Annotated in this window: 16 protein-coding genes; 8 read left to right on the top strand and 8 right to left on the bottom strand. The window is 64.1% G+C overall.

The window, feature by feature from the left end:
• The first annotated feature begins 334 nt into the window (after positions 1 to 334).
• The 4 genes from CR152_RS17900 (at position 335) to CR152_RS17915 (ending at position 2,965) form a co-directional block, all read left to right on the top strand.
• Positions 335 to 973: an NAD(P)-dependent oxidoreductase gene (locus tag CR152_RS17900; RefSeq protein ID WP_099876625.1), complete on the top strand. Its 639-nt coding sequence runs from the start codon at positions 335 to 337 to the stop codon at positions 971 to 973.
• A gap of 109 nt (positions 974 to 1,082) precedes the next feature.
• The gene (locus tag CR152_RS17905) at positions 1,083 to 1,634 is read left to right on the top strand and encodes an NADPH-dependent FMN reductase (protein WP_099876628.1); all 552 of its coding nucleotides are present in this window, start codon (positions 1,083 to 1,085) and stop codon (positions 1,632 to 1,634) included.
• A gap of 15 nt (positions 1,635 to 1,649) precedes the next feature.
• Positions 1,650 to 2,060: a VOC family protein gene (locus CR152_RS17910; RefSeq protein ID WP_099876631.1), complete on the top strand. Its 411-nt coding sequence runs from the start codon at positions 1,650 to 1,652 to the stop codon at positions 2,058 to 2,060.
• Between the two features lie 149 nt (positions 2,061 to 2,209).
• The gene (locus tag CR152_RS17915) at positions 2,210 to 2,965 is read left to right on the top strand and encodes an ion transporter (RefSeq protein WP_307718585.1); all 756 of its coding nucleotides are present in this window, start codon (positions 2,210 to 2,212) and stop codon (positions 2,963 to 2,965) included.
• A 208-nt stretch (positions 2,966 to 3,173) separates the two neighbouring features.
• On the opposite strand, the gene CR152_RS17920 is transcribed toward CR152_RS17915, so the two are convergent.
• Positions 3,174 to 3,902 (bottom strand): hypothetical protein, encoded by a 729-nt coding sequence (locus tag CR152_RS17920; protein WP_099876637.1) that lies wholly within the window; start codon positions 3,900 to 3,902, stop codon positions 3,174 to 3,176.
• 394 nt (positions 3,903 to 4,296) lie between these two features.
• Here CR152_RS17920 and phaP point away from each other — a divergent pair, with 394 nt between their 5' ends.
• Complete coding sequence (gene phaP, locus CR152_RS17925) at positions 4,297 to 4,983, top strand: TIGR01841 family phasin (RefSeq protein ID WP_099876639.1); 687 nt, start codon at positions 4,297 to 4,299, stop codon at positions 4,981 to 4,983.
• A gap of 45 nt (positions 4,984 to 5,028) precedes the next feature.
• On the opposite strand, the gene CR152_RS17930 is transcribed toward phaP, so the two are convergent.
• From CR152_RS17930 to CR152_RS17940, 3 genes are all read right to left on the bottom strand, one after another.
• Positions 5,029 to 6,237, bottom strand: coding sequence for an acyltransferase family protein (locus tag CR152_RS17930; protein WP_099876642.1), 1,209 nt, complete (start codon positions 6,235 to 6,237; stop codon positions 5,029 to 5,031).
• 132 nt (positions 6,238 to 6,369) lie between these two features.
• Positions 6,370 to 7,086 carry a LytR/AlgR family response regulator transcription factor gene (locus CR152_RS17935; RefSeq protein ID WP_099876644.1) on the bottom strand — a complete coding sequence of 239 codons (717 nt, stop codon included), beginning with the start codon at positions 7,084 to 7,086 and terminating at the stop codon, positions 6,370 to 6,372.
• Positions 7,074 to 8,129 (bottom strand): sensor histidine kinase, encoded by a 1,056-nt coding sequence (locus tag CR152_RS17940; RefSeq protein WP_099876647.1) that lies wholly within the window; start codon positions 8,127 to 8,129, stop codon positions 7,074 to 7,076. Before CR152_RS17940 ends, CR152_RS17935 begins: the two co-directional genes overlap by 13 nt.
• Before the next feature lie 89 nt (positions 8,130 to 8,218).
• Between CR152_RS17940 and CR152_RS17945 the strand changes: the two genes are divergently transcribed.
• Positions 8,219 to 8,836 (top strand): YdeI/OmpD-associated family protein, encoded by a 618-nt coding sequence (locus CR152_RS17945; RefSeq protein WP_099876650.1) that lies wholly within the window; start codon positions 8,219 to 8,221, stop codon positions 8,834 to 8,836.
• A gap of 6 nt (positions 8,837 to 8,842) precedes the next feature.
• Here CR152_RS17945 and CR152_RS17950 read toward each other — a convergent pair whose 3' ends face one another.
• From CR152_RS17950 to ribA, 3 genes are all read right to left on the bottom strand, one after another.
• On the bottom strand, positions 8,843 to 9,811 hold the full coding sequence (locus CR152_RS17950) for an FHA domain-containing protein (RefSeq protein ID WP_099876653.1): 969 nt from the start codon (positions 9,809 to 9,811) through the stop codon (positions 8,843 to 8,845).
• Complete coding sequence (locus CR152_RS17955) at positions 9,808 to 11,235, bottom strand: S1 family peptidase (RefSeq protein ID WP_099876656.1); 1,428 nt, start codon at positions 11,233 to 11,235, stop codon at positions 9,808 to 9,810. Before CR152_RS17955 ends, CR152_RS17950 begins: the two co-directional genes overlap by 4 nt.
• A gap of 71 nt (positions 11,236 to 11,306) precedes the next feature.
• Positions 11,307 to 11,951: a GTP cyclohydrolase II gene (gene ribA / locus CR152_RS17960; protein WP_307718586.1), complete on the bottom strand. Its 645-nt coding sequence runs from the start codon at positions 11,949 to 11,951 to the stop codon at positions 11,307 to 11,309.
• A gap of 181 nt (positions 11,952 to 12,132) precedes the next feature.
• Between ribA and CR152_RS17965 the strand changes: the two genes are divergently transcribed.
• Complete coding sequence (locus CR152_RS17965; RefSeq protein ID WP_229413438.1) at positions 12,133 to 14,031, top strand: hybrid sensor histidine kinase/response regulator; 1,899 nt, start codon at positions 12,133 to 12,135, stop codon at positions 14,029 to 14,031.
• Between the two features lie 65 nt (positions 14,032 to 14,096).
• Here the strand turns inward: CR152_RS17965 and CR152_RS17970 are convergent, their stop codons facing one another.
• Positions 14,097 to 14,798, bottom strand: coding sequence for a pirin family protein (locus CR152_RS17970; RefSeq protein ID WP_099876661.1), 702 nt, complete (start codon positions 14,796 to 14,798; stop codon positions 14,097 to 14,099).
• Positions 14,799 to 14,949: 151 nt separating this feature from the next.
• Between CR152_RS17970 and CR152_RS17975 the strand changes: the two genes are divergently transcribed.
• Positions 14,950 to 15,885, top strand: coding sequence for a LysR family transcriptional regulator (locus tag CR152_RS17975; protein WP_099876664.1), 936 nt, complete (start codon positions 14,950 to 14,952; stop codon positions 15,883 to 15,885).
• Positions 15,886 to 15,964: the final 79 nt, after the last annotated feature.

Here is a 15,964-nt window from a genome sequence, read left to right on the forward strand (position 1 = left end):
CTGTCCGGCTGGACCGCTGCTTGGGCGCCGCTCCTTGTTACAAACCCATGAGGCCGTTCGTCCGGGCGGCAAGGTCGGCCGCCTGGCGAGCAACATGATGGAAGCGGAGCATCATTGGCTGAGCGTCCGGATCGCATCCGGCGCTTCGTTAGTAGTGATTAAATAGTCCGCCTCGCAGGCGTCCGCGCTTTATGCCGTCGCAACGCCGGTCAGGATTGTCCAACCGGTTGTATTGATTAGAATTTCGTAACAATGAATTATTCCAATCGCTGTTTATTGAATCAATGCTTGCAGTCATCATGCATCTCATCCAAACAACAGCAGGAGTTTCGCAATGAACATCGTACTGATCGGCGCCACCGGATTTATCGGCACAGCCTTGCTCAATGAAGCCCTGGACCGCGGCCATGCGGTCACCGCGCTGTCGACCCGTCCGGACAAGCTGGCCGCGCGCGCGCGCCTGCAGGCACGCGCGGCGGACGTGATGGACGTCGCCGCGCTGACCGCGCAACTGGCCGGCGCCGACGCCGTGCTGTCGGCTTTCAGCGGCCATGCGCAGAGCGACGTGCAGGCTTACTATCTGACCGGCGCACGCAACATCGTCGCGGCCGTCAAGGAAGCGCGCGTGCCGCGCCTGCTGATGGTCGGCGGCGCCGGTTCGCTGGAAGTGGCGCCGGGCGTGCAGCTGCTCGACACGCCCGGCTTTCCGGAGGCGTACCGCGCCAGTGCCGAAGGCGCGCGCCAGGCGCTCGCGCTGCTGCGCGCGCAAGCCTCGCTCGACTGGACCATGCTCAGTCCCGCCGCCATGATCTCGCCCGGCGAGCGCACCGGCGTATTCCGCCTGGGCGGCGACGCGCTGCTGCTTGACGCCGCCGGCAACAGCGCCATTTCGGTGGAAGACTACGCGCTGGCCATGATCGATGAACTGGAACAGCCGGCGCACAGCCGCCAGCGTTTCACGGCGGCTTACTAAGTACCCGTTCGACGGGGGTGTTCGGGAAAGTGCGCGCGGTGCTGTGAAAATTGTTAAGATTTACAGTTGCTCCACCGCCGACCAACCGACCACCCCCGAAAGGACCGCCATGGCTTCAAGAAAAATCGCTGTCATCATTGGCAGCTTGCGCAAGGATTCGTTCAACCGCAAGGTCGCCAAGACGCTGATGCTGCTGGCGCCGCCCACGCTGGACCTGGAGATCGTCGACATCGGCCAGCTGCGTCTGTACAACCAGGACGACGACGCCGCGCCGCCGCCGGTCTACATCGAGTTCCGCGACAAGCTCAAGGAATTCGACGGGGTCCTGTTCTGCACCCCGGAATACAACCGTTCGATGCCCGCCGCGCTGAAGAACGCGATCGACGTCGGCTCGCGTCCGTACGGCCAGAGCGCGTGGGGCAGCAAACCGTGCGCCGTGGTCAGCGTCACGCCCGGCGCGCTCGGCGCGTTCGGCGCCAACCATCACCTGCGTCAGTCGCTGGTGTTCCTGAACATGCCCACCATGCAGCAGCCCGAAGCCTACCTTGCCAATATCGGCAGCCAGTACGAAGGCGACAACCTCACCAACGACAGCACCAAAGCCTTCCTGCAAAAGTTCGTCGACGCCTTCGCGGTCTGGGTCGAACGGCACGCCGACTGAACCCGGGACGCCGCGATGATACATATCCGTGAGATCGACCACGTGGTTCTGCGCGTGGTCGACCTGGAAGCGATGATCGGCTTCTACCGCGACGTGCTTGGGTGCACCATCGAGCGGCGCCAGGACCACATCGGCCTGGTGCAGCTGCGCGCCGGCCGTGCGCTGGTCGACTTGGTGCCGGTGGACGGCAAGCTGGGACGGGCCGGCGGTGCGGCGCCCGGGCGCGAAGGGCGCAATATGGACCATGTGTGTTTTCGGGTCGAACCGTTCGATGCGCAGGCGATCCGGGATCACCTGGCTGCATGCGGCGTCACGCCCGGCGCGGTCGAATCGCGCTACGGCGCCGAAGGGGAGGGGCCGTCGATCTACCTGGACGACCCCGAAGGCAACACGGTCGAGCTGAAAGGTCCGGCCTGGCCGGGCTGACCGCACACCACGACGACCGATACACCCACGCCGGCAGAGGCCATCGCTCCGCACACGCCGCCGGCCTTCGGCAAGCCCGACACCGCCTGCGCCGGCGCATCTAGACGATTATTTTTGAAGCCGACACGAGCACCGGCAAGACGTTCGACGTGCTGCTGGTGGCGGTCATCCTGCTCAGCATCGTCGTGGTCCTGCTCGACAGCGTGCCTTCGATGGTGGGCCGTTTCGGGCGTCCGCTCAACGTGATGGAGTGGACGTTCACGCTGCTGTTTACGGTCGAATACGTCGCGCGCCTGTGCTGCGTGCGCCATCCGTGGCGCTACGCGACCAGCTTTTTCGGCGTGATCGACCTGATATCGGTACTGCCGACTTATTTTGCGCTCTTGGTGCCGGAAGTGTCGGCCTTCCTCGACATCCGCATCCTGCGGCTGCTGCGCATCTTCCGCATCTTCAAGCTTACGCTGTACATCACCGAATACATCCGGCTTGGGCGCGCCCTGCGCGCGAGCGGGCGCAAGATCCTCATATTCCTGTCGGTGGTGATGATGGCGGTGCTCATTCTGGGGACCGTGATGTACGTGGTCGAAGGTCCGGAAAACGGCTTCACCAGCATTCCGATGGCGATGTACTGGGCCACCGTGACGATGACGACGGTCGGCTATGGCGACCTGACGCCGCAGACCACCCTGGGGCGCTTCATCGCCTCGTTCATGATGCTGCTGGGCTGGGGCGTGCTGGCGGTGCCGACCGGAATCGTGACGGCGGAAATGACATCGCAGCGAATGAACTGGAAGCCGACCACCCGAACCTGCCCCTCATGCCTGAGCGAAGGGCACGAGCCGGAGGCAAAGTTCTGCAAGGATTGCGGAGAACCCTTGCCGGCGTATGAGTACGATACATCCTGACGCCCGGCCCGAGCACCCAGGTTCACGCACTTGATCTGTAACGAAGCCGCCGCGCTCGCGGTGCGCGTCCGCGCCGGACTCCATTTGTTGGCGGCGAACGCTCATTCCAGCCGCAAGGAAAAGCGGCCTCCCGGAGGAAGCCGTCGTTGCTATGCGTGCTCGTTTCTGATGCGCTGCATCATAGCGGCGCGGTGCACCGGGCGATGATTCAGGCCGCCGCGCTGGCGGCGGGCGCGTCCTTGCCGATCCAGTAATTGAACTGGCCGAAGGTGGGCAGCAGTTCGGCATCGCGCGCGTCGAAGAAATCCTGGATCATTTGCCGGTAGGCGCCGCGCCGCGAGAACTGGGCATGGGTGGCGCTGTAGCGCGCCACCGCCGCGTGAAAGGTGCGGCGGATGCCATCGTCGGCATTTAGGCCCGGATGGCTGCCCGATTTGCGCGGCCGGCCGCGCTTGACGTTGGCGCTCGAGCCACGCGACTTGCCCGGTGCGCCGGAGTTTTTATAGTCCGGCAGCAGTGCATCCGGATGCTGGCCGCGCTCCCAGAAGCGGCGCAGATAGCGGTAGACCGATGGATGTGACACCCCGTGCAGCGCGCTTTGCGCCATCACCAGGCGCCCGCGGTGGCGCGCCTGGTAGATCGCCGGTTCGTCGGCGACCAGCGCCTGCACCACGGCCCAGGCCCGGTCGCGCACCTGGCGATGGCGCGCGGGCAGGGCTGCGGAGTCGCCGTTGCTCGCGTGCGGGTCGCTTGCCAGAACGCGCGCGCGCTGTTCGCGCAGGTCGGCGCCAAGGGCCGCCAGCGGCGCAAGCACCGGGTGCGCGCCTTTCGCGCCCAGTTCGAAGGTGTAGGCGACGCTGGCGGCGCTATCGATCCACAGGATGCGGATCGTGCGCGCCTGCGCCGGGTAATAGAGCAAGTCATTTTTCAGCAGCATGGCAGCGCTCCCTTGTCGAGTTGGTTAATGCGTGCATCCATGCAAGTTTCACGCCATGGCTGAGTGCGGCTGTTTTCCCCTGTGGCGACGCAACGCGGGCCGGAAAACGGCATGCTTTTGGTGCAACGCAGCACGCTTGCACCGTTTCAAGCCAGCAAGGCTGTCGAGAACGTTGCCGACTTGAACACATTTGATCTATATCAAACTCTGATCGCTTTTGTCGCCTAGTCTTGGGGCTCGTGCTGAAGACAAGATCTTGCAGAAGGTTTGATACGAGACAAGGTGCTTTCACCACGCCTGCGCTGCGGCGGCGCGATAAGGGTCACACACCAGGCCGCTTGTCCCCGGTACAGCAACTCCGTTTATTTGAAAAAACTACTTTATCGAGGTCTACATGTTTCCATATTCACAATCCGTGACTCCCGCTGTGCGAAGCCACCTGGACGCACAAGTTTCTTTCCTCAACGATATGTCGAAATCGTTGTTCAATTCGTTCCAGCAACTGTGCAATCTGAACATTCAGCTGACCCAGACCTTGCTGGAAGAAACCGCCATCAGCAGCCAGCAACTGCTGACGGCCGACCGCCAGACCGACGTGATCAGTGCAGCCGCATCGCGCGCCCAGCCTGCCAGCGAAAAACTGCGTGCCTATCAACAGCACATTTCCCGCGTGGCTGCCGATGCGCAGGTCGAGCTGGCCCGCGTGACCGAGCAGCACGTGCAGGAAACCACCCGCACCGCGCGCGCCCTGGCTGACGAAGTGGCCCGCGTCGCTTCCGAAGAAACCGAGCGCAGCGTGCGTAATCAGCAGGAAAACATGCGCAAGTTCAGCGATCCGTTCACCCAGAACGCCGGCGCATGGCGTGGCAACGGCAGCACCGAAGTGCGTGGCAGCACCAGCATGCAGAGCGGCCAGACCGGCAGCGCGCAGGGCGGTTCGGCCGGCAGCAGCCAGAGCGACATGCACGGCAGCATGCAGGGCAACAGCACCAGTGCGGGCGCCACCTCGGCTGGTCAGGCCGGCAGCTCCGCGAGCGCGAGCGGGAAAGCCGGTAGCGCCAGCACCGGCAAAAACAGCTAAGAGTACTCGCCGGAGTCCGGCCGGCATGGAGCCGGCCGGACTCTGTCACGCGGTTGCCGCGGCGGGCCGCTTGCCCGCCGCGGCAACCGCGTGTGCGCTGGCGCGGGGAGCGATGCCGAAGAGCGGCCCCAGCACGCGTGAGCGCCGCACGATGTCGGCCGCACCGAAACTGAGGGTCAAGGTCAGCACGATCAGCACCAGCGCTTCGACCGGCGGCGCCAGCTTGGCCGGCTGGATCGCATGCGCGATCACGACGATCAGCGTCTGATGTACGATATACACGGGGAACACCGCCTGCGCCAGATAGCGCCGGTTGGCGCTGTCGCGATTGAGGTGGCGGTGCGCAAATCCCAGCACGGCCACGATTGCGCTCCACGCGAACAGGCAATACACGATGCGCTGCGCGTGCATCAGCGGTTCGACCGCCTGCGCGGAGACCAGGTCATCGGGCAGGGCATAATATATGGTCAGCGCGGCCCAGCCGGCTGCCGCCATTCCCAAGCCGTGCCAGCGCAGCGCTTCCAGGCGCGGCCAGCATAGCGGCGTGCGCGCGAGCATGGCGCCGAGCAGGAACAGGAACAGATAGGTCGCGTGGTTGAACCAGTCGTCCACCAGTGCATGCGTGGTTGGAAAGCGCGACAGCAGCGCCATGCGCGCGATGGAGAGCACCGCCACCGGCAGCACGATGATCTTCCATCCGGCCAGCAGCGCGCCGACGCGCGCTGCCAGCCGGTCGAACCGCGCACCAAACGCGATGACCAGGCCGCCCAGCAGGAGCGTGTACACCCACAGGTAGGCCACGAACCACAGATGGTTCCAGGTCGGCATGATCAGGCAATCGCTGCCCCGGCAGAAGCCGCGGTAACGGCCCAGGTACAGCTGCATGAAGTCGGCGTAGCCGCCCTGGTAAGCCACCTTTTCCACCACTTCGAAGTACGCCTGCGGCGGCACGATCACCAGCATGCCGAAGATAAGCGGCAGCAGCAGGCGCGCGCTGCGTTGGCGCAGGAAGCGGCCGGCGCCCATCTTTGCCAGCATCAGGCTCGATGCCGCACCGGACACCAGGAACAGCAATCCCAGGCGCCACGGCGACGACAGCAGCATCAGCGGTTCGATGGCATGGCTGGCGAACGGACTTTTGACGTGCCAGTCCCACGTCACGTAATACATGCCGACGTGGTAGAGAATCAGTACAAAAAAAGCGAGGATGCGGACCCAGTCGAGGAACCAGAGTCGGGTGGGGGAAGTAGTCATGGCGCGCGCTTCGTGAATGGAAAACCCCAGCCTGAATCAACACGCTTCGGCGCGCCAGCGAAATGGGGCGAGCCGGGACCACGGTGGGGCGAAACGGCGCGGGGCCTTACGGCACGGCCTTACGGCACGGCCTTACAACAGCGCCATGACGGCGGCCCGGTACTGGCGGCTGCACGGCACGCGCGCGCCGTCGCGCAGCACCAGTTCGCAGTCGCCTTTGTCGAGCGCCTCGACCCGCTCGATCCATGCCAGCTGCACGGCAGCGCGCCGGTGGCAGCGTACGAAACCCGGCCCCAGCTTGTCGAGCAGGCCGGCCAGCGTCTGCCGCATCAGCGGCTGCTCGCCGGCCGTATGCAGCACCACGTAATTGTCGGCGGTCTCGATCCACCCGATCCGGTCGACGCGGATCACGCGCGTGACGCCCCGTTCGGTCACCAGCAACTGGCGCAGCGCATGCTCGCCCGCGAACGGCGGCAGTGGCTGCGCGCTGCGCGCCAGCAGGCGTTCGCGCAGGCGCTGCAAGGCGCGCCCCAGGCGGGCCTGGTCGTAGGGCTTGAGCAGGTAATCGATGGCGTTGGCGTCGAACGCCTGCAAGGCATACTGGTCGTACGCGGTGGCGAACACGATCAGCGGCGCCGGCGCGGGCAGCGAAGCGGCCAGTTCAAGGCCGCTCACCTCGGGCATCTGGATATCCAAAAACAGCGCGTCCGGTGCGAACGCCGCGATCTGCTGCATGGCGTCGACAGCGTCGCGCGCTTCGGCAATGGCGTTGATGCCGGTTTCCTGCGCCAGCAGGTGGCGCAGCCTGTCGCGCGCGGGGCGCTCGTCGTCGACGATCAGGATGCGCATGGCACCCTCATTTCCGCGCGCACCCCGGCTGGCGTGAGCGCCGACAGGGCCAGGCTGGCGCGTTCGCCGTACAAGGCCGCCATGCGCTCGCGCAGGTTGGACAGGCCCACCCCGGGCGGCGCATCGGGCGCCAGGGTGCCGATGTCGTCGTCCAGGGTCACCACCAGCATGCCGTCGCGGCGGCTGGCGCTAATGGCGATGTGCGCCGTCTCGCGCCGCTTCTCCACGGTGTGCTTGAAGATATTTTCGAGCAGCGGCTGGATGCTCATCACCGGCACTGAACAGGCCAGCGCATCGTCGTCGATCCGCCATGCGATGGTCACGCGCTCGGCGTAGCGCTCCTGCATCACGCGCGCGTAGCCGCGCACCAGCCGCAGTTCGGTCGACAGCGGCGCGACCTGCAGTTCGCCCACGTCGAGCGTGGCGCGCAGCACGTCGGCCAGTTCGATCAGCGTGGCGTCGGCGCGCATCACATCGGTATGCATCAGCGATGAAATGGTATTGAGCGCATTGAACAAAAAGTGCGGCTGCATCTGCTGGCGCAGGCGTTGCAGGTGCGCCTCGCGCAACAGGGCGTTGGCCTTCTCGGCGCGCAGCTTCGCTTCCAGCAGCTGCTGGTACGACAGGATGCCGAACACGATGACCACGAACAGGCCGACGAATACCGACAGCTTGAGCGACTCGTAAAAGAAGGTCGGCCCCCATGCTTCGTGCTCGTAGCGCATGCCGGCCAGCGCGTACACGCCATGGCGGATGCCGAACGCGATCGGCACGAACGCCACCCAGTACATCGGCAGGAACAGCGCCTGCAGGCCGAACCAGCGCCACGGCGTTGCCAGCAGATGGTCGTACTTGCGCGTCAGGCGCCGCTGCAGCGCCAGCAGGCTGGTTGCGGCCAGCATCGAGGAGCTTTCCCACAGCACCGGCTGCCACAGCGTCTTGCCGCCATCGCGCAGATAGTCTTCGACGGCGACCGATACCATCAGTGCCCAGAACAGCAGCCAGGCGACGCCGATGACGATGGTGGAGCGTTGAAGTCGCATGATTGGGCGGGGTAGGTGACGCAGGGGCTGGCCGAAGCGCTGATGATTGCGTATTCTGTCTCCCATGTCAAAGAATCGGGAGAAACCGGATGGGAGGCACATTGGAGACACCGCTGGCGCAAGATGACGCCCCGCGCGCATTCGCTTCGCAGGCCGCATGGGCGCAGTGGCTGGCCGAACACCATGCCGCCTCGCGCGGCGTGTGGCTGCGCCACGCGAAGAAAGGCGCGCCGGAGGCGACCGTGACGTACCAGGAAGCGCTGGAAGTGGGGCTGTGTTTCGGCTGGATCGACGGCCAGAAACGCAGCGAGGACCAGCATCACTGGCTGCAGCGCTGGACGCCGCGCGGCGCCAGGAGCATCTGGTCGCGCGTGAACCGCGACAAGGCGCTCGGCTACATCGCCGAGGGCAAGATGCAGCCGGCCGGCCTGGCCGAGGTGGAGCGCGCGCAAAAGGATGGCCGCTGGGACGCGGCGTACGAACCGGCCAGCACGGCGCAGGTGCCGCCCGACCTGGAAGCGGCCTTCGATGCGCATCCTGGCGCGCGCGAATTTTTCGCCACGCTGAACTCTCAGAATCGCTACGCGGTGCTGTTTCGCATCCAGACCGCCGTCAAGCCCGACACGCGCGCGCGCCGCATCGCCACCTTTGCGGCCATGCTGGCGCGCGGCGAAACGCTGCATCCGCTGATGGCCAAGAAAGCCTGAGGCGGCTCAGTCGTCGCCGCTGTCGCCCTTGACCTTCTTGCCACGTTCCGCATCGAGCCTGGCCTTCATGGCGGTGACGTCGCCCATGAATTCATCGACGCTGTGGTCGGGGCTGACGCGTGCCGACGGCGGCATCAGCACCGACATGAACAGTTCGTCGCCCATGCGTCCGTAGCGCTGCTGGTTGCTGATCAGGGTCAGGCCCGAGCCGATCATGGCCAGGATCAGGCAGGCCAGTCCGAAGCGGCGGGTCTGGTGCGGTTTGACCGTGCCCAGGTGAAAGAAGATCACGCCGGCCACGATGGCGATCGCCACGTGCGAACTGTAGCCGGTCAGCGATTCGAGCGAGAACGCGTAGGCCGCGGCGCTCGATGCCATTTTGTAGACCAGTATCGCGGTCAGGCCGCATCCGAAGATGAACAGGTGGCGCCCGAGCCGCGCGTGGCGGCCGAACAGGCGGTTGGCGAACGCCCACGCGCCGCTCCATATCAGGCCGGCGCCGACGCCGTAGGCCAGTCCGAGCAGGTAGCGGATCAGCTGGAACGGCTGGGTGTCGCTCAGCCACGTGGTAAACAGCGCGAAGGCGCCGATCAGCAGCATGCCGACCAGGCCGGGAATGCCGCCCTCCCAGCCGTGCATGGTGCGGTCGACCATCTCCGGCCCGACCGGAAAGTCGGCCCCGCGCACGCGCAGGCTGGTGTGGCCGATGCGGATCACGGTGTCGCCGGTCAGCACAAGGCTGGTCTTGCGCTGGCCCAGGTGGACCACGCCGTTCCTGGTCCCGAGGTCGCGCAGCACGGCCTGGCCATTCTCGTCCGCTTCGAGCACGGCGTGGCGCGGCGCGGCGAAGGCATCGTCGAGAATGAAGTCGTTGTCGTAGCCGCGGCCGAAGCGGATCGGCAGCGCGTTGACCTGGTGCCGGTGCAGCACGTCGCCGTTGCGCGCCAGCGTTTCGATGAAGTAGGGCGCGTTCATTGCTTGTGCCCGCGCGCCAGCGCTTCGAGGAAGGCGCGCGTGGTGCGCAGGCCGTTTTCGTACGAGACGCCGGAGACGTCGAGACGGCTCTGCAAGGTGGCGCGCGCGTCGTCGGTGCTGGCGGTGAGCAGGGTGAAGTTGTACAGGCCCGCGAACTTGCGGTAGGCGCGCACGCAGGTCACCGCGCGCAGCGGGAGCGATTTGGTCTTGACGAATTTTTCGGTGCACATTGGCCCGGTCAGGCGCGTGTCCTTGGTGCTGCCCAGGTTATCGGTCTTGAACAGGGTCGATGCCAGCACCGCGAAGCGCACCGGGTCCAGGATGGCCGAGCGCACGTACTGGTGCGTCATCGATACGTGCCCGGTCTGCTGCGAGTCCGATACGAAGATGGCGGACTCCATCGCGCAGGCCATGGTGTCGGCGTTGAAGGTCGCTTCGGCCTTGACGTTCGAGCGCCCCCAGCAGCGCACCTGTTCCGATTCGCGCACCGGCACCTGGTACGGGCCCATGGTCTTGAGCGAGAGCGGAGAGTCGAGCAGGCGGTCGATCATGCCGCGCTGGTGGGCCAGCAATTGCTGGCCGATCAGGGGATTGAAATCCTTGGGCGTGCTGGTCTGCGCCGCGACTTTTTTCAGCAATTCCTGGGCAAAGCGCACCGGCACCAGAAAGCTGATCAATTCGCCATCGCGCCGCTTCGACACGTTCACTCCGGCCACGTCGCCGGCCACGGTCACGCTGGGGCCGCCGCTCATGCCCGAGTTGATCGGGCCGGTAAACATCAGCTGGTCGTAAAAGCTGCGCGTGATGATGCCGTTGTAGGAGCCTTCCGAAATAGCGAAGCCGAGGTCGAGAGGGTTGCCCAGTGAATACAGATACTGGCCCTGGGTGAGCTTCACCAGTTTCTCGGGGATATTGAAAAAGCCGCTGCCGTGGCGGTTGATGCGCACCACCGCCAGGTCATGCAGCACGTCCACGGCGAGCAGCTCGACCGGGCCGCTCTTGCCGTCGGTATCGATATATTCGCCCACGTACACATCGGGGTCGAGCGCCATTTGCGACACCACGTGGTAATTGGTCAACACCAGGTTGCTGGTGCCGACCATGAAGCCCGAGCCCACGGTCGACTGGCTGCGCCCGTTCTTGAGCAGCATGCGGATTTGCAACAGGTCGCCCTTGGCGGCGGAATACACCTTTTGCGCGGCCGAGGATGGCGGCGGCAGGGCCGCGTTTTCTTCGACTTCAGGGATGGTGGCCGGGGGCTGGGCGCCGGGCGGAATGACGGCCGGGGCTGGCGGGGGGACGACGGCGGGAATGGTCAGGGAAGCGGGCGGGCGGACCGGCGCGGGAGGCGCCGCGGGCGGGGCCGCCGCGATCGCATGGGCGGCGAAACAATAAGCAAGCACTGCAGTATTGACAAATTTCATGCAATCCTTCGGTGGCAAGAGCTGTTTCCGCTATCTTGCCACCAGCTTAGCTTATTTGCGCGTTACGAGCCTTACAGTTCGCCGTCCAGCGCGACAGGCTCGGCCAGCGGGGTCATCATGTGGCCGAGTTTGGCTTCCTTGGTATTCAGGTAGCTGTTATTGAAGGCGTTGCGGTTCACCAGCAGAGGCACGCGTTCGCTGACGGTGACGCCGAGTTTTTCCATCGCATCGATCTTGCGCGGGTTGTTGGTCATCAGGCGCAGCGCGTGGATGCCGAAATGGGCGAACATCGGCTGGCACAGCTCGTAGTTGCGGGCGTCGGCGTGAAAGCCAAGGGCCAGGTTGGCCTCGACCGTATCGGCGCCGGCTTCCTGCAGGCGGTAGGCGCGCATCTTGTTGACCAGGCCGATGCCGCGTCCTTCCTGGCGCAGGTAGAGCAGGATGCCGCGGCCTTCCTCGGCGATGCGCTTGAGTGCGCCTTCGAGCTGGGCGCCGCAATCGCAGCGTTGCGAAAACAGCACGTCGCCGGTGAGGCATTCGGAGTGCACGCGCGCGAGTACCGGTTCGCCGTCGCCGATGTCGCCCAGGGTCATCGCCAGATGCTCCTTGCCCGTTGCGTGCTCGACAAAGGCGTGCAGGGTGAACTGCGCCCAGGGAGTGGGCAGCGCGCACGAGGTGGTGTAATCGAGGAGTTCTTCAGTGACGGGGGAGGGCATGGCCATGTTCTCAAATCTGTTGCTGTAGCCGCAAGTGTAGCGGAAAATGGGGGTAGCCGTTGGGGGAGGGGCTCTAAACACGGCCGGGGAAACCCTGACGCACGCGCCAATAGCGGTGTTCTGAAAGAAAATGCCGGTTGGACAAAAAACGATACACTTGTATTTTAACTATTGAGTTGCCATGTCTCAATCCTATCTCGAGGCCGACCGCCTGAACCTGTTCATTTCCAAGGTCACCGATTACGCGATCTATATGCTGTCGGCCGATGGCGAGGTCGTGAGCTGGAATGCGGGCGCGGAACGCTTCAAGGGCTACTCGCCGGATGAAATCATCGGCAAGCACTTTTCGACTTTTTACACGGCCGCGGACAAGGCCAAGGGTGTTCCGTACAGGGCGCTGTATCTGGCCCGCACGGCCGGCAAATTCGAAGACGAGGGTTGGCGCGTTCGCAAGGACGGGTCCCTGTTTTGGGCCAGCGTGGTCATCGATCCCATTTTTGGCGCGGATGACGAGCTGTTGGGATACACGAAGATCACGCGCGATATCACGGAAAAGCGCCGCACGGCCGAAGCGCTGCACGCCAGTGAAGAGCGCTTCCGGCTGCTGGTGCAGAGCGTGACCGATTACGCTATCTATATGTTGTCGCCTGGCGGGCTGATCACTAACTGGAACGAGGGCGCCAGGCGCATTAAAAGGCTGGACTTCGACGAAGTCGAAGGAAGTCATTTTTCGCGCTTCTATACCGACGAGGACAAACTCAAGGGGATCCCGGAACAAGCGCTGCGCACGGCGGAGCGGGACGGTCGCTACGAGACGGAAGGGTGGCGCGTGCGCGGCGACGGTACGCGGTTCTGGGCCCATGTCGTTATCGATCCTGTATTTGACTCGGCAAAGCAGCTGATCGGCTTCGCCAAGATCACGCGCGATATTACCGAGCGGCGCGAGGCGGCGCTCACGCTCGAGCGCACCCGGGAAGCGCTTCAGCAATCGCAAAAACTTGAGGCAATCGGCAAGCTGACAGGCGGCATTGCCCACGACTTCAATAACCTGTTGAGCGTTATCTGCAGTGGCATCGACTTAATGCGTGCGATGCCAGCGGACCTGGCTCAACACCGCAAGGTCATTGACAGCATGGAGCGCGCCGCGCAGCGGGGCGCCGCGCTGACCGGCCAATTGCTTGCGTTCGCACGGGAACAACCGCTGACCCTCGAAGTGCTTGATATCAACCACGTCATTGCGTCGTTTGAAGCCGTGCTGAGACGGGCGATCCCCAACTCGGCCGGATTCACGATTAAAAAGGCGCACGTCGGCCGGGTGCAGACCGATGTCTCGCAGTTCGAATCGGCACTCCTTAATCTGGTGATCAATGCGCGCGATGCGATCGGTGAAGACGGATCGATTACGCTGGAAACGCGCCAGGCCATCCTGGAGGAAAACGAAGTTGAGCGGCTCCCTGCCGGCATGTATGCGGTGATTGCTGTAAGCGATAACGGCGCCGGCATGGCGCCCGAGGTCGCGGCCCGTGCGCTCGAGCCTTTTTTCACGACCAAGGCCGTAGGTAAGGGAACCGGCCTCGGTCTGAGCCAGGTGTATGGTCTCATGCAGCAATCGGGCGGCCATCTCGGCATCGAGTCGGCTCCGGGACAAGGCACCTGCGTTTCCTTGTACTTCCCGACGCAGGTAGCGCAGCACGCCAGCGAGTCTGAAGCGCCCAGTCTCGAAAAGGCGCTCGTCGTCGATGACCAGCCCGATGTGCTCGACATGACGGTCGCCATCTTCCAAAGCCTCGGTTACGAAGCCATCGCTGCGAACAGCGGGGCGGAGGCGATGCATCTATTGCAGCAGCATCCTGATATCCACGTGCTGTTTACCGATGTCGTGATGCCCGACATGAACGGCGTGGTGCTCGCGCAGGCCGCCAGAGAGCTTATGCCCGAGATGAGAATCCTCCTCACCTCCGGGTACATGGGTGGTCCGCTGCGCGAGCAATTTGGCGACGCCCTCGCGCAGTTCGAACTGATCACCAAGCCGTATAGGCTGGCGGACGTGGCCAAGCGCCTGCGCACTGTCACCACGTAACAGGCAAGCGCCCGAACCAGGGTAAGAATGGAGCGCAGAGCACACTGCGCACCATCGGTGACCAGTTAGTATGGCAGGTCGAACACCAGCACCTCTGCCGCCTCGGCGTTCTCGATCCTGACCGCGCTCTCCTGCGTCATTTTCAGCGCATCGCCGCCCTTGAGTTGCACGCCGTTCACCGTCAGCGAGCCGCGAATCAGGTGAACGTATCCGGTGCGCCCTTCGGCCAGCGGGTGCGCGATCGCCTCGCCACCGTTCAGAATCCCGGCGTAAATCGCGGCATCCTGGTGAATCAGCACCGAATCCTGGCGTCCGTCGCTCGACGCAATCAGGCGCAGCTGGCCGATTTTGCTTTCCGGGGTGAAGTGCTTTTCCTCGTAGCTTGGAGCGATGCCGGTCACGTTCGGCTGGATCCAGATTTGCAGAAAATGCACCGGCTCCGTCGGCGAGCCGTTGAACTCGCTGTGCCGCACACCGGTTCCGGCGCTCATCCGCTGCACATCGCCGTAGTGCAACACCGAACCGGTGCCCATGCTGTCCTTGTGTTCCAGCGCCCCCTCCAGCACGTAGGAAATAATCTCCATGTCGCGGTGGCCGTGGGTGCCGAAACCTTGCGATGGCGCCACTTTGTCTTCATTAATCACCAGCAGCGGGCCGAAACCGGTCTGTTTCGGATCGTGATAGTGACCAAAAGAAAACGTATGTTTGGATTGCAGCCAGCCATGGTTTGCGTTGCCACGTTCTGCGCCTGGACGAATTTCTAACATGATATGCTCCGTTTCTTTAAAGTTAATGTGCAATAATTTCGATCCACGTTATCGGTGGATTTCTGTTTCGCTGCACCGATGAAGCTAGTATGGGGGGCGTCAAGCGAATCAAAAAACGGAAAATTTTGTCCCCTATGATCGAAAAAATCGAATGTTAAAACTAAGCCTCGAAGCACTGCTGATCATCGACGCCATCGACCGCCGCGGCTCCTTCTCCAAGGCGGGGCAGGAATTGCACCGGGTGCCCTCGACCATCTCCTACACAGTGGCCAAGTTGGAGGATGACCTGGGAGTCCAGGTGTTCGAGCGCCACGGCCCGCGCATCCTGCTCACCCCGGCCGGGCGTGAACTGCTCACCGAAGGGCGCTACCTGCTCAAGGCCGCGCAAGACCTGGAACACCGCGTGCGCCGGGTCGCCTCCGGCTGGGAAACCGAACTGGGCATCGGGATCGATTCGATGTTTTCCGCGCTGGCGCTGCGGGACGACATCCGCGCGTTCTATGAAGTGGCGCAGCAGACCCGCCTGCGTATCGTGCAGGAAACCCTGTCCGGCCCGTGGGAAGCCTTGCTCGACCGCCGTGTCGACCTGCTGGTCGGCGTGGCCGGCGACGGTCCGGCCGGCGGCGGCTATGTGGCGCGCGTGATCGGCTCCATGCCCTTCGTGTTCGCCGTCGCGCCCGGCCACCCGCTGGCCGGCATGCCCGAGCCGCTCGGGCGCAGCCAGTTGCAGAACCACCGCGCCATCGTGGTGGCCGATTCGGCGCGCAACATGGCGGCGCGCACGGTCGGCCTGCTGCTGGGGCAGGACGCGCTGACGGTGCCGACCATGCAAGCCAAATACGATCTGCAGATCGCCGGACTGGGCTTCGGCTTCCTGCCCGAAGCCTGCGCCCGCCCGGCCATCGAACGCGGGTTGTTGATTGAGAAACAGGTCGAGGAAGTACGCGGCGCCGAAACGTTTTACCTGGCCTGGCGCGTGGGCGAGGAGGGCGCGGCCCTGCGCTGGTGGCGCGAGCGCATGCAGCGCCCCGACCTGTTGGCGCAACTGGCCGATTTTGTGCCGGGCGGATTTGCAACACCTGCTTGACACCGGGAGAATTTTTTCCGCGAATCACCTTAGTTCTTGATCGAAACGTTGGTGAGGGTAAATAACTCGGGGGTACCAT

The sequence above is a fragment of the Massilia violaceinigra genome, from assembly GCF_002752675.1.
Classification (GTDB): domain Bacteria; phylum Pseudomonadota; class Gammaproteobacteria; order Burkholderiales; family Burkholderiaceae_D; genus Telluria_A; species Telluria_A violaceinigra.

Excerpts from the sequence above, each read along its gene's own strand:
- CR152_RS17900 (WP_099876625.1), top strand. The coding sequence starts at position 335 with ATGAACATCGTACTGATCGGCGCCACCGGATTTATCGGCACAGCCTTG.
- CR152_RS17905 (WP_099876628.1), top strand. The coding sequence starts at position 1,083 with ATGGCTTCAAGAAAAATCGCTGTCATCATTGGCAGCTTGCGCAAGGAT.
- CR152_RS17910 (WP_099876631.1), top strand. The coding sequence starts at position 1,650 with ATGATACATATCCGTGAGATCGACCACGTGGTTCTGCGCGTGGTCGAC.
- CR152_RS17920 (WP_099876637.1), bottom strand. The coding sequence starts at position 3,902 with ATGCTGCTGAAAAATGACTTGCTCTATTACCCGGCGCAGGCGCGCACG.
- phaP (WP_099876639.1), top strand. The coding sequence starts at position 4,297 with ATGTTTCCATATTCACAATCCGTGACTCCCGCTGTGCGAAGCCACCTG.
- CR152_RS17930 (WP_099876642.1), bottom strand. The coding sequence starts at position 6,237 with ATGACTACTTCCCCCACCCGACTCTGGTTCCTCGACTGGGTCCGCATC.
- CR152_RS17935 (WP_099876644.1), bottom strand. The coding sequence starts at position 7,086 with ATGCGCATCCTGATCGTCGACGACGAGCGCCCCGCGCGCGACAGGCTG.
- CR152_RS17940 (WP_099876647.1), bottom strand. The coding sequence starts at position 8,129 with ATGCGACTTCAACGCTCCACCATCGTCATCGGCGTCGCCTGGCTGCTG.
- CR152_RS17945 (WP_099876650.1), top strand. The coding sequence starts at position 8,219 with ATGGGAGGCACATTGGAGACACCGCTGGCGCAAGATGACGCCCCGCGC.
- CR152_RS17950 (WP_099876653.1), bottom strand. The coding sequence starts at position 9,811 with ATGAACGCGCCCTACTTCATCGAAACGCTGGCGCGCAACGGCGACGTG.
- CR152_RS17955 (WP_099876656.1), bottom strand. The coding sequence starts at position 11,235 with ATGAAATTTGTCAATACTGCAGTGCTTGCTTATTGTTTCGCCGCCCAT.
- ribA (WP_307718586.1), bottom strand. The coding sequence starts at position 11,951 with ATGCCCTCCCCCGTCACTGAAGAACTCCTCGATTACACCACCTCGTGC.
- CR152_RS17965 (WP_229413438.1), top strand. The coding sequence starts at position 12,133 with ATGTCTCAATCCTATCTCGAGGCCGACCGCCTGAACCTGTTCATTTCC.
- CR152_RS17970 (WP_099876661.1), bottom strand. The coding sequence starts at position 14,798 with ATGTTAGAAATTCGTCCAGGCGCAGAACGTGGCAACGCAAACCATGGC.
- CR152_RS17975 (WP_099876664.1), top strand. The coding sequence starts at position 14,950 with ATGTTAAAACTAAGCCTCGAAGCACTGCTGATCATCGACGCCATCGAC.